12 protein-coding genes are annotated in these 12,934 nt (G+C 38.2%); 6 read left to right on the top strand and 6 right to left on the bottom strand.

The window, feature by feature from the left end; genetic code table 11:
* Nucleotides 1-327 precede the first annotated feature (327 nt).
* The 3 genes from BTO23_RS06060 to BTO23_RS06050 all read left to right on the top strand — a co-directional run bounded on the left by BTO23_RS06060 (nucleotide 328) and on the right by BTO23_RS06050 (nucleotide 3,554).
* Nucleotides 328-1,617: an NAD(P)/FAD-dependent oxidoreductase gene (locus tag BTO23_RS06060; RefSeq protein ID WP_061011642.1), complete on the top strand. Its 1,290-nt coding sequence runs from the start codon at nucleotides 328-330 to the stop codon at nucleotides 1,615-1,617.
* Nucleotides 1,618-1,790: 173 nt separating this feature from the next.
* Nucleotides 1,791-3,095: a DEAD/DEAH box helicase gene (locus BTO23_RS06055; protein WP_060990779.1), complete on the top strand. Its 1,305-nt coding sequence runs from the start codon at nucleotides 1,791-1,793 to the stop codon at nucleotides 3,093-3,095.
* Nucleotides 3,096-3,104: 9 nt separating this feature from the next.
* Nucleotides 3,105-3,554, top strand: coding sequence for a hypothetical protein (locus BTO23_RS06050; RefSeq protein ID WP_060990780.1), 450 nt, complete (start codon nucleotides 3,105-3,107; stop codon nucleotides 3,552-3,554).
* A 137-nt stretch (nucleotides 3,555-3,691) separates the two neighbouring features.
* Here the strand turns inward: BTO23_RS06050 and BTO23_RS06045 are convergent, their stop codons facing one another.
* The 3 genes from BTO23_RS06045 to BTO23_RS06035 form a co-directional block, all read right to left on the bottom strand.
* Nucleotides 3,692-5,158: a carbon starvation CstA family protein gene (locus BTO23_RS06045; protein WP_060990781.1), complete on the bottom strand. Its 1,467-nt coding sequence runs from the start codon at nucleotides 5,156-5,158 to the stop codon at nucleotides 3,692-3,694.
* A 180-nt stretch (nucleotides 5,159-5,338) separates the two neighbouring features.
* A complete protein-coding gene (btsR, locus tag BTO23_RS06040) occupies nucleotides 5,339-6,055 on the bottom strand; it encodes a two-component system response regulator BtsR (protein WP_105063160.1) in 717 nt (238 codons plus the stop codon).
* Nucleotides 6,048-7,730 carry a sensor histidine kinase gene (locus BTO23_RS06035; protein ID WP_061002227.1) on the bottom strand — a complete coding sequence of 561 codons (1,683 nt, stop codon included), beginning with the start codon at nucleotides 7,728-7,730 and terminating at the stop codon, nucleotides 6,048-6,050. The genes btsR and BTO23_RS06035 overlap by 8 nt, the downstream gene beginning before the upstream one ends.
* 241 nt (nucleotides 7,731-7,971) lie before the next feature.
* Here BTO23_RS06035 and BTO23_RS06030 point away from each other — a divergent pair, with 241 nt between their 5' ends.
* Entirely contained in the window at nucleotides 7,972-8,562 is a 591-nt protein-coding gene (locus BTO23_RS06030; RefSeq protein WP_060990784.1) for an acetate uptake transporter, read from the top strand.
* Between the two features lie 86 nt (nucleotides 8,563-8,648).
* Here the strand turns inward: BTO23_RS06030 and BTO23_RS06025 are convergent, their stop codons facing one another.
* Nucleotides 8,649-8,810, bottom strand: coding sequence for a heat-shock protein HtpX (locus tag BTO23_RS06025; RefSeq protein ID WP_081091547.1), 162 nt, complete (start codon nucleotides 8,808-8,810; stop codon nucleotides 8,649-8,651).
* Nucleotides 8,811-9,113: 303 nt separating this feature from the next.
* On the opposite strand from BTO23_RS06025, the gene htpX reads away from it, so the two are divergent.
* Together htpX and BTO23_RS06015 are read left to right on the top strand one after the other, a co-directional pair.
* Entirely contained in the window at nucleotides 9,114-9,989 is an 876-nt protein-coding gene (gene htpX, locus BTO23_RS06020) for a protease HtpX (protein ID WP_061002229.1), read from the top strand.
* Between the two features lie 141 nt (nucleotides 9,990-10,130).
* Entirely contained in the window at nucleotides 10,131-10,616 is a 486-nt protein-coding gene (locus tag BTO23_RS06015; RefSeq protein WP_060990786.1) for a YehS family protein, read from the top strand.
* 97 nt (nucleotides 10,617-10,713) lie between these two features.
* On the opposite strand, the gene BTO23_RS06010 is transcribed toward BTO23_RS06015, so the two are convergent.
* Together BTO23_RS06010 and BTO23_RS06005 are read right to left on the bottom strand one after the other, a co-directional pair.
* Nucleotides 10,714-11,226 (bottom strand): hypothetical protein, encoded by a 513-nt coding sequence (locus BTO23_RS06010; RefSeq protein WP_060990787.1) that lies wholly within the window; start codon nucleotides 11,224-11,226, stop codon nucleotides 10,714-10,716.
* 113 nt (nucleotides 11,227-11,339) lie between these two features.
* Entirely contained in the window at nucleotides 11,340-12,623 is a 1,284-nt protein-coding gene (locus BTO23_RS06005; RefSeq protein WP_061002231.1) for a dicarboxylate/amino acid:cation symporter, read from the bottom strand.
* Nucleotides 12,624-12,934 lie beyond the last annotated feature (311 nt).

The following is a 12,934-nucleotide window of genomic DNA, read 5'->3' as shown; positions in this document are numbered from 1 at the left end:
CTCACAATATCGTGAGGTTTTTTGATCTAAACCAAAGAAACGACCTCCTGTTACAAAATAGAACAATTTCCCCATTTATTTTACACCTCAAAAGAAATCTTCTACATAACATCTATATCTGCTTGATAACATCTGAAATAGGGATATATAATGCAAAAAACAACGAAAAGAAGCATAAATTGCTCAACCTTGCATAACGTAAACACTGTTTCCTCAAGACTTTCTATTTTTTACTCATTTGATAATGATAAAAATCAGGAAAGCACAAATTTTTTGATTCGATCAAATCGGATTAATCCCCTTTTTATTTTTTAGAGGAAAATTGTAATGACTAAGATTGTTATTGTTGGTGGTGGAGCTGGTGGTTTAGAGCTTGCTACTAAATTTGGTCGTACACTGGGTCGTAAAGGTCGTGCTGAAGTTACATTGGTAGACCGTAAAGCAAGCCATTTATGGAAACCACTGCTACATGAAGTGGCGACAGGTTCTTTAGATGAAGGTGTTGATGCCATTAGCTACCGTGCACATGCAAAGAATCACTCTTTTGATTTCCAAATGGGTAGTTTGTGCGACATTAATCGTGACCGTAAATTCATTACTCTGGCTGAAATTAAAGATGAGCATGGTGAGATGCTTATTCCGACAAGAGAAATTGAATATGATTACCTGATCCTTGCGATTGGCTCAACGTCGAATGACTTTAATACTCCGGGTGTTCGTGAAAACTGTATTTTCCTTGATAGCCCAGAACAAGCACATCGCTTCCGTACTGAGATGAACAATCAGTTCTTGAAGCTTCATGCTCATCCTACACAAAAGACGGTTGATATCGCGATTGTTGGTGCTGGTGCTACGGGTGTTGAATTATCTGCAGAGCTTCATAATGCGGTTAAAGAGTTACGAGCTTATGGTTTTGGTGATTTAGATTCGGCAAAATTAAATGTGAATCTTGTTGAAGCGGGTGAGCGAATTCTTCCTGCTCTGCCTCCTCGTATTTCATCTGCGGCACACAGTGAGTTAACGAAACTTGGTGTGAACGTTAGAACGATGACGATGGTAACTAAAGCAGATTCTGAAGGCTTACACACTAAAGAAGGTGAGCTTATTCCTGCTCAAATCATGGTATGGGCTGCAGGTATTAAAGCACCTGATTTCATGAAAGATATCGCAGGTTTAGAAACTAACCGTATTAATCAGCTTGTTGTTAAGCCAACGCTACAAACTACACGTGATGATGATATTTTCGTTATTGGTGATTTAGCATCGTGTGAAAAAGCCGATGGTGGTTTTGTTCCTCCTCGTGCACAAGCTGCTCATCAAATGGCAAGTCATGCGTTTAAAAATATTATTGCTAAAATGACTGACCGTGAAATGAAACCATACGTATATAAAGATCATGGTTCTTTAGTTTCATTAAGTAACTTCTCAACGGTTGGTAGCTTGATGGGGAATTTAACCAAAGGTTCTATGATGGTTGAAGGCCGTATCGCACGTGTTGTATACATCTCATTATATCGTATGCATCAAATTGCACTGCATGGTCTCTTTAAAACGACGTTGATTATGCTAGTAGGGCGTATCAACCGAGTTCTACGTCCAAACTTAAAACTTCACTAATTGGGTTGTTTTAAAACGAAATAGATAAAAAGGCAGGAATACTTCAGTATTTCTGCCTTTTTTTATGACTGAATAACAAAAAATGTGCGCTAACTCAACGTAAATCATTTATAATGCGCGGCTAAATTATTGTTCACTGAATACATAGACTGTTCGCTTAAGGAATCCACTTTATGTCATTTTCATCTCAAGGTTTCGCACCTGAAGTCGTAAAAGCATTAACTGAATGTGGTTATCAAAAATTAACCCCAATCCAGCAAAAAGCTATTCCTTTGGCACGTAAAGGTCATGATATTCTTGCGAATGCTCAAACAGGTACGGGTAAAACTGCCGCGTTTGCGTTGCCAGTGATCCAGCAATTGCTTGATTCGAAAAAAACAGCAACTCGTCGTTCAGCTCGTGCTTTAATTTTAGCGCCAACTCGTGAGCTAGCAGAGCAAATTGCATCAAACATTGCTGATTACACAAAATACACATCATTATCAGTAACGGCAGTATTTGGCGGTAAGAAAATGTCTTCTCAAGAGAGAGCATTGGATCCGGGTGTTGATATCTTGGTTGCGACTCCTGGTCGTCTTCAAGAGCATATCGAAGAAGGCAACATCTCTATCGCGAGTCTAGAATTTTTAGTATTTGATGAAGCCGACCGTATGTTAGATATGGGCTTTGTTAATGCTATCCGTAACATCATGATGGAAGTGAATACCGCTCCACAAATCATGTTGTTCTCAGCAACGTCGTCTGCGCAAATGAACAAATTAGCGAGTGATATTTTACGTCGTCCAAAACGAGTTTCGGTTGACCGCGAAAATATGACAGCATCAACGATTGCTCACGTTGTTTATCCTGTAGATGAAGAACGTAAAACAGAATTACTATCAGAGTTGATTGGCCGTAAAAACTGGCAGCAAGTTCTGGTATTTGTAAACTATAAAGAAACAGCAAATAATATTGTTAAAGAACTTAAACTTGATGGTATTAAAGCAGTTATCTGTCATGGTGATAAAGCACAAAGTGCTCGTCGTCGTGCATTAGAAGAGTTTAAAGAAGGTAAAGCACGTGTAATGGTTGCAACTGATGTTGCTGCGCGCGGTCTTGATATTGCCGATTTACCACACGTAATTAACTACGATATGCCTTTCTTGGCAGAAGATTATGTTCACCGCATTGGTCGTACAGGTCGTGCAGGTAAAAAAGGTCATGCGATCTCTTTTGTTAGCCGTGAAGAAGAACTGACAGTCGTTCAAGTTGAAACGTTAATTCAACAGCGTATTCACCGTGTAGAGCAACCGGGTTATGAACCAAAGAGCCGTGAATCTTATATTGAGAAAGTGAACACGAAAGCAGGGTTTAGAGATCGTAAAGGTCGTACAAATAATGCAACTAATGTGAACCAAGATCAGTCTTCTGCTGAACGCCGTATGCGTTTGAAAAATGTAATTCAAAAGAAAGCTGGTATTACTAAGCTTAAAAAATAGGAGAGTAAAATGGAACGTGATTATACTTTCTCTTGTTTAGTAACCATGCCACGTCATGATCTTGAAGAGTTCAGCCATCGTGTGATCAGTCGCATGGTACCTGAAGAAACCATAAAAGAGATCTTTACGTTTGAACAAGAAGAAACCGCAGATCAAGATCGTATGCAAACGGCTCAACTAGATGCCATGCTTCGTCTTACTGCTGTTGCTCTTGGTGAAGTGACTCACGCATTTTCTGAGTCTGATAATTCACAACAAAATAGCCTTCGTATGATGCGTCTTGTTTTATGGCATGCTTATGCAATGTTATTTAATCTAGAAGAAGCGGTTTCATTAGAAGAGCATTGTGAATTGGTTGAACAGATTTTAGCTAAGCCACCAACAGATGCGTTAAATTGGTTACCGATTTTATCTAAGTTATTAGGTGATTACGCCGCAATCGCTGCGAAACAAAAGTAACGCTCTTAATAAATAAATGATAAAAATGCCAGTGATAACAATCGCTAGCGTTTTTTATTTAGACATTAAAAAACCGAACCACAATAAATGGTCCGGTTTTAAGTCTAAAGCTATAGGGGGAAAGTTATAACATTAGTTTACGATTGTAGACTCTCTTCTTCTGAATCAATCTCACCTTTGCCTTTTGATTTCACAATAATCAAACCAGCAATTACAAACGCTGAAACCACACCTGTAATGGTTGATAGTGTCATCGGTAAGCCAAAACCAAGTTGACTGTTATTTAAAATGAATGTGATACATACGCTTGTCATGAATACCGCTGGTACCGTCGCAACCCAATGTAACTTGTTGTGACGAAGTAGGTAAGCAGACGCTGTCCATAACATCATGACTGCTGTTGTTTGGTTAGCAAAACCGAAGTAGCGCCAGATAATTCCGAAATCTACTTGAGTTAAGATACCACCAAGAACGAACAAAGGTAGTGCCATTAACAGGCGGTTACGTAGTGTCTTTTGTTCCATGTTGAAGTATTCAGCAAGGATTAAACGACTTGAACGGAATGCAGTATCACCAGAAGTAATCGGTAGAATAACTACACCTAAGAACGCTAGGATGCCACCAAATGTACCTAAAAGACCGAATGATGATGCGTAAACTACGTTACCTGGACCACCGTTTGCAACCGCTGCTTGAAGTGCTTCAATACCATCAAAGAAAGACAGGGCAATAGCACACCAGATCAGTGCGATAATACCTTCACCAATCATTGCGCCGTAGAATACAAAACGACCATTCTTTTCATTTTCCATACAACGCGCCATTAAAGGTGATTGTGTTGCGTGAAAACCAGAGATAGCACCACAAGCGATAGTGATAAATAGTGCTGGCCACAATGGTAAGTCGTTCGGGTTCATGTTGGTGAACATTTCACTTGGCTCATAACCGCCAAGTACTGAATGGTCACTCGATAGTGCGATTGCTGAAATCAAGCCAACAGACATGAATATTAACAGAGCACCAAATAGCGGGTAGAAACGTCCGATGATTTTATCAACAGGTACAATTGTCGCTAAGATGTAGTAACCAAAAATGATAACAACCATGGCCGTCATTGTGATGCCTAAATCAAATTGATCATTCATTAGGTTGGTTAGCATGCTTGCAGGAGCAGATACGAATACCACACCAACAAGAAGCAATAGAACAATCGCGAACACGTTCATGAAGTGTTTTGCACCATTGCCTAGGTACTTACCTGTAATAGTAGGAACAGAAGCACCACCATTACGAATAGAGAGCATACCTGAGAAGTAATCGTGTACCGCACCTGCAAAAATACAACCAAGTACAATCCATAACATAGCTGCAGGGCCGTAAAGGGCACCCATAATTGGGCCAAAAATTGGACCGACGCCTGCAATATTTAGAAGTTGAACTAGGTATACTTTTGGTGTCGACATTGGAACAAAGTCTACACCGTCTGTTTTTGTGTGAGCGGGGGTTTTTCTGTCTTCTTTAATCCCAAAGACTTTTTCAATAAATGCACCGTAAATGAAGTAACCACCGATAAGTGCAGCGACACAGGTTAGAAACCAAACCATAATTTATTCCTTGTTTGAATTATTGGTTAAATAGACAAATTAATATGTTGGTCATCATACTGATGGGCGTAAAGAGTTCACGCCCAAAAAAGGTGAGTGGTTGTGATAAGAGGTTAAGCGGTACTATTTAATGTTAAGTGGTTTTGGATAATATTCAGTAGTGAATGTTAATGAGTATTATCAATGTTGAATACCAAGACGTTCTTTGATTTCTTTTAAATAACGGCGACTTACTTGAGCGATATGACCACTTTGAGTCACGATGTCACTGGTTCCATTATCGTGCAATTTAATCTCTCGTATAAAGTGAGGGTTAATTAAAAACTGGCGATGGCAACGAATTAACGGTGTTTTTTCTTCTAACACTTTTAATGTTAATTGCGTACAAGCGGTTTCTGTTTTTGTTAGTAGTTGAACCCCCGAAGCTTGAATGCTTGCAACTTCAAGATCTTGTGCAGGTAAAAGAAGAATTCGATTGTGTCCAGAGCAGGGAATTAATTCGATCTTTGTTTGTGCGATAGGAGATAGGTCTTGTTTGGTCCCTGCTGCTAATAATCGTTTCACTGTTTTTTTAAGGCGGCAAGGCTCGATTGGTTTGAGTAAATAGTCAAAAGCATTATCTTCAAATGCTTTAACGGCAAACTCATCATACGCAGTAACAAAAACCACATTTGGCATGGTGTCAGGATCAAGCATACTGATTAAATCCATTCCCGTGATTTTAGGCATTTGAATATCAAGGAAGACGACATCAGGTTTTAATTGATTAATTTGCTTTAGCCCATCAATAGCGTTACCGCATTCAGCAATAACCTCAATGTGACCAATTTCATTAAGTTGTTCTATTAACTCTTCACGAGCAAAAAGTTCGTCGTCAATCACAATGGCTTTAAGCATTATTTATTGTCTCTAGTGGCAAATGGATGGTGGCTTTGGTTTGCTGATTTTCAATGCAAGATAGCGTTAATCCAAACGCATCACCAAATTGGTTTTTTAAACGTTTATCTACAATGGTTGTACCTAATCCATCGCTGCTTTCTTGCTCTATATACAGACCTGCATTGTCTATTACCTCTAAAATCACTTGATGATGGGAGAGGTAAGCTTTAATTGTTATTTCACCAGCTTCAAACATATTAGAGGTTCCATGTTTAATCGCATTTTCAACGAGAGGTTGCAAAGTGAAAGTTGGCAGTTGTAATGAATACAAACGCTCATCAATATCCATATTAACGGTTAATCTGTCAGCAAAACGTGCTAATTCTATTTCTAAATAGGATTGTACGTGATGTAACTCTTCTTTTAAGGTGACTTGCTCAAAGTTCTGTTTTAAATTTCGACGGAAAAATTGAGATAAATGCTGGATCAGCTCCCTTGCTCTGTTTGGATCTCGTCGTATAACTGCACTGATCGTATTTAGGGCATTAAATAAGAAATGAGGATTTACTTGAGCCTGCAATAAACGTAATTCAGCCTGGGTTAGTAGTGTTTGTTGTTGTAAATATCGGCCAGTTAGAATCTGGTTAGAGAGTAATTTAGCAATCCCTTCGCCTAATGTTAGGTTGATATAGGAAAATAATTTCCGTTTTGGTTCATACAGTTTAATGGTACCAATTACCTCATTATTTGCCCCAATAAGTGGAATAACCAGTGCTGAACCCAGTTTACACTTATCATCAATCGAGCATTGATAAGGAAATTCATCTCCATCGATATACATTACTTTGCTCTGTGTTATTGCCTCTCTGGTGTAATCCGATGCGATAGGAGTACCAGGTAGGTGATGGTCATCTCCGATACCAATAAAGGCTAATATTTTTTCTTTATCGGTAATAGAAACTGCGCCAACCCCGGTCTCTTCATAAATGATTTTTGCAATTTGCTCGCTGTTTTCTTGATTGAATCCTTGGCTTAAGATACCAACAGAGCGTTGGGCAATATTTAAAGCTTTATTTGAAAATGCCGCAGAATATTTTTCATAGATAGCTTTTCTATCTTGGATAATACTCATGAACATAGCGGCACCTATGGAGTTAGCAACTACCATGGGTAAAACGATAGAAGAGACAAGGTCGTATGCTTGATCGAATGGTTTTGCGACAACTAGAATAATTGTCATTTGCAGTAGTTCGGCGATAAATGCAATCATAAGAACCGTTCTTGGTCTAAATAACTGTTCTATTTGATTTTTACGCAAGAAATATAAGTGGAATAATCCACCTAATAGGCCTTCTGCTGTCGTTGATATTGCACAAGCAAGGTCGGTAAATCCGCCCATTGAGTAGCGATGCAAACCACCAGTAAGTCCAACAAAGAAACCCACTAAAGGTCCGCCAAGAACACCTCCCATTACCGCACCAATAGCTCGAGTATTTGCAATTGCATCTTGAATCGCAAGGCCAAAATACGTTCCGAGAATACAGAAGCCAGAAAAGATGATATAGCAAAGGAAACGGTGGCTCCAACGCCCTGAAATAGTCGTAATAGGAAGAAATAAGGGAGTCTTACTTAATAGATAAGCTAATACGAGGTAAACGCTTAATTGCTGTAGTAGGGAAAAGACCAGTTCCATGGAGGTTCTCTATAAATAAAGCAGATTATCTAGTGTAATCGCAAACGTGTAGAGAGTCTAAAAGAGAAGAGAAAAAACAAGATTTGTTGTTATTAATGAGTAATAAAGTGGCTCAATTTTAGGAATGATATAAATGAAATGTAAGATTCCATAATTGGTAGTTGTGATATTCAACGCGCGTAAATAGAATGCGCGTCCTAAACACTTTTTTAATCATTACACTTTTTTTTGAGGCTTCGGCATGTCAAGCAAACTTGCAAATCCAGCACCATTAGGCCTAATGGCTTTTGGTATGACAACTGTGCTACTAAACCTACATAATGCAGGTTTCTTTCCATTAAATACTGCTATTTTATCTATGGGTATTTTTTACGGTGGTATCGCGCAAGTAATTGCAGGCATCATGGAGTATAAAAAAGGTAACACGTTTGGTACTACAGCGTTTACTTCTTACGGTTTCTTCTGGTTATCTCTTGTTGGCTTAATCCTTATGCCAGAAATGGGCCTTGGTCAAGCAACATCAGCAGTATTCATGGGTTGGTACTTAGCAATGTGGGGCGTACTAACGTTCTTCTTATTCTTAGGTACATTTAACTACCCACGCGCTAAGCAAGTGGTATTTGGTACATTAACTATTTTATTCGCATTGCTTTCAGCTCGCGATTTCACAGGTAGCGTATTCATCGGCCACATGGCTGGTTACGTTGGTCTGTTCTGTGGTTTAAGTGCAATGTACTTCTCTATGGCTCAAGTAATTAACGGTGAATACGGTCGTACTGTATTACCTGTTGGTGAAATGAAAGCTAAAGAAGCAGCAACAGTTACTGCATAGTTTTCTAATAAAAAACGAATGTAAAAAGCGGCTCACTAAATACTAGTGAGCCGCTTTTTTTATTATGGAATAAAAGAGAATCAATATTATTGATTGAGCCCCATTAATGCTTCTTGAGTCTCTAGAATTTGAGTTTCTAAATCAGCAGAAGAATGAATGCCTAGCTGCTTTTGAGCCTCTTCTTTTGATAACCCCAAATGGCAACAAAGCATATCAATTGCCATCAAATAAGTTTCTTTTTCAGTCATGTTAAATCCTTGAACATTGCTTACTTTAAATCATTAAAACCAAGGTAAAGCTAAACCGTGTATATCGCAATACGACCAAAGTCTAACTATTGGGGTGGTTTAACGAGCGTATAAAATAAAAAAGTAATGAATAAAGGTAAATAGATACTAAGAAAGTGTATCAAAGTACGTCAACCCCTTGTATTTGAATTAAATGACACTATCTTATGCTTATATCCAAAGTGTGTGCTTTGCACTTATGGTATCTACTCAACAAAATACAATAAATGAGTAGAATTTATTAATATATTGGAGAAACAATAAATGAAGCGTATTGCGCTGTTTTTAGCAACAAACTTAGCGGTAATGATCGTATTCAGCATTGTGTTGAATATTGTTTATGCGGTTACGGGGATTCAGCAAGGTAGCCTATCAGGCTTACTAGTTATGGCAGTATTATTTGGTTTTGGTGGTTCATTAGTCTCTTTAATGATGTCAAAATCAATGGCGTTACGCTCTGTTGGTGGTGAAGTTATTGAGCAACCACGTAATGAAACAGAGCATTGGTTACTAGAAACGGTTTCGCGTCAGGCTCAACAAGTTGGTATTGGTATGCCAACCGTTGCTATTTATGATTCACCAGACATGAATGCTTTTGCTACTGGTGCTAAGCGCGATGATTCATTGGTCGCAGTCTCAACAGGGTTACTTCACAGTATGACTCGTGATGAAGCTGAAGCGGTTCTTGCCCATGAAGTGAGCCATATTGCGAATGGCGATATGATCACAATGACATTAATGCAAGGTGTTGTGAATACGTTCGTTATCTTCTTATCTCGAATGATTGCAAATGCAGTAAGTGGCTTTACATCAAGTGATGAAGAAGGTGAGGGTGAAGGCGGTAGCTTTATGACTTACTTTATCGTATCGACTATTCTTGAAATTGCATTTGGTTTCTTAGCTAGCTTCTTAACAATGTGGTTTAGCCGTCATCGTGAATTTTATGCCGATGCAGGTGCAGCACAGCTTGTTGGTAAAGAGAAAATGATTGCAGCCTTAGAAAGATTACGTACAGGTCAAGAATCTCAGTTAGAAGGTTCTATGATGGCTTTTGGTATTAATGGTAAGCACACGTTAATGGAATTATTAATGAGTCACCCACCATTAGATAAGCGTATTAATGCATTACGCCAAATGTAATTAAGAAAGATTATAAGTAATTCAATAAACCCGAGGTAATTCTCGGGTTTTTTATGTTTGAAGATCACATAAATCTTTTACCTATGGGCATTAAGAGTTATAGTCTGCCCCTAATTTAAATTAAGACATTTAGGATCTACCTTGACTAATAACGACGTTCTACGACGCATTCGCTATACTTTTGATTTTGACGATACAAAAATGATCGCACTGTTTGGTGCTGCTGATCTTAAAGTAACTCGTGAAGAAGTATGTAACTGGTTAAAAGCGGATGACGATAAAGACTATAAGAGTTGTCAAGATGTTCAATTAGCAACGTTTCTAAATGGTTTAATTAATGATAAACGTGGCAAGCGTGAAGGCGAACAACCAAAGCCAGAGCAAAAGCTAACGAATAACATCATTCTTAAAAAGCTACAGATCGCTTTGAATTTAAAAGCAGATGAAGTGTTAGACTTAATGAAGTTAGTAAACTTCCGTCTAAGCAAGCACGAACTTAGTGCATTTTTCCGTAAACCAGATCATAAACATTACCGCATTTGTAAAGACCAAGTTCTACGTAACTTTTTACAAGGCGTTCAGCAAGATCTACGTGGTGAAGAAGCGGTAGAAAACGAAAGCGAGTAAGCTTTTCTTCATTCGAATAAAAAACCACGATCATCAGTTAATGAGTCGTGGTTTTTTTATACTTGTTAGTTACACAATAAATAGAGTAGTGGTTAAGTTAGAAACTCCATTGCATACTCATTACGAGGATACCAGGAAGAATAAAACCAGCCTCAACCCCAAAATAGTCAGTTAGATTGTATTGCGCGGCATGGTAGATGTAAGGAGCGAAGGCAACACCGAATTTTTCTTTTGAGGTTTTATAAATCCCGCCATCACCACAGTTTTCAAATGCATCAACAAAGAACTCACCAGCATAAGAGTAAACCCCTTTTATGACTACGTTATCACTTACTTGATACCAATCTTTTCGTACACCAATTAGCATACAACGATTAGCTTGGCTATTTAGAAAAGTACCTAACATAAAGCTGTAATCTGAATCTTCAGAAAATTTACGTTCTATGGAAAAGTACTCATTACCAAAGTATTGATGAGAGTCAGGATCGTAAGGTACCAAGTGATAGAGGAATGAACCTGTATTCATGGAATAAAGAGAAAGGGATTCAGCGTTACTTTTAAAAGGTGATAGAAAAAGAAAAAGTAAAGCGGTAAAGAAATAAGGCTTCATAGCTCAAAAGATGTGAAAAAAATGTAGACGTATTATAAATGCTTTATGTCCGAATATAAAGAGAGAGCATGGGTAGCTCTCTCTTTTTATTGATATTAATACTAAATATAGAACTAGCCGTTTACTTTTTCAGTAAAGACTTCCTCATCTATTGACTCAACTTTACCAACTTCACCTTCTGATTTTGCAACAATTGTATTTACTGCTGTATCACCAACAACGTTAGAAGAAGTACAGAACATATCGTTAATACGATCAACCGCAGCAACAATAGCTAAACCTTCTGGTGGAAGACCTAGTTGATGTAAAATAACACCGACCATAACGACACCGCCACCTGGAACACCACCAGCACCAATTGATAACAATAGAATCGTAAAGCCTAAAGTGAATAGGTCTGCAGAGTTAATTGGTTGACCGAATGCATTAGCAACAAAAATAGCAGCCAGTGCGATATAAATAGATACACCAGACATGTTCATGGTTGCACCTAGCGGAACACCAAAACCAGCTACAGATTTAGATACATTTAATTTGTCTGTTAATGTACGCATTGTTACTGGGATCGTTGCATTTGAACTTGCTGTTGATAGCGAGAATAAAATTTGCTCACGTACCGCACGTAAGAATGTTTTTGGAGAGATCCCTGTTGTTAAGCCAACCATTATTGGATAGAAAACAAAAATCCAGAAAGTAAGCATTGCAATAACAAGAGCCACATAACCAGCAACAGACATTAATGTATTTGCGTTTAATGTCGCACCTAATTGAATCATTAGTGCAAATACACCATAAGGAGCAAGACTCATTACTAAGCTGATTAGCTTCATCATGATTTCATTGGCAACTTTAAATGTTTTAATTGCAGGGCCGCCACGGTGATCAAGCGCTTGAATCGCAAGACCGGTTAAGATAGCCATGAAGATAATTTGTAGCATATCTCCACTAGCGAAAGCTTCTACTGGGTTACTAGGGACGATATTTGTAATAAGAGAGAAGATATCTGGGGTTTCAGTGGCTTTTAGCTCTACAGAGCCAGCCACAACAGTACCTGCTAAATTAGCATCAGCACCAGGAGCAAATATCATACCTACAGTTAGTGCTGCAGCAATCGCGATGATGGTGTTAATAAGGTAAAGAGCAAAAGTTTTACCACCAAGGCGACCAAATGAAGCAATGTCTTTTAGTTCAACGATACCGCAAACGATCGAAACATAAACCAGTGGAACTACGAGTAGTTTGATCAGTGAAACAAACATCCCGCCAACGCCTTCTGCTGCTCCTAAAAGAAACGAGTCAAAAAACGCAACACCATTAAACATGTATTGAATAGCTGTACCGATTAATAGGCCAGCGAATAAACCTATAAAAATTCTACTTGAAAGTGACTTTTTCATAATGTACCTGTTCTCCAGAATATTGTGCTCACTAATAGGTGAGTCCTTGTAATGTTTCTCTATTAACTGAGAAATCAACAGAATGTTTACATATTGTTAATATAAATAAAAGGGATAAAAGCAATGGATTGTTAGTGGTTTTGGATATATTGTGCGATTTTATTGATTGATTTAACATTTATAGTTTATTAAAACCAAATACTTAACTAGGTATCGTTTGCGGTTTACCATGTTGTTATTTTATATTCGTAATGAGTATTGGATTTCAGGAAATATGAGATTGATCACTACTTTGAACGAATGTTACGTAT

Origin of the sequence: Aliivibrio sifiae, assembly GCF_002954715.1 — a bacterium.
In the GTDB taxonomy this organism is placed as follows: Bacteria; Pseudomonadota; Gammaproteobacteria; order Enterobacterales; family Vibrionaceae; genus Aliivibrio; species Aliivibrio sifiae.
The sequence above is the reverse complement of the archived record's forward strand: the minus strand, read 5'-3'. Positions and strand labels throughout refer to the sequence as shown.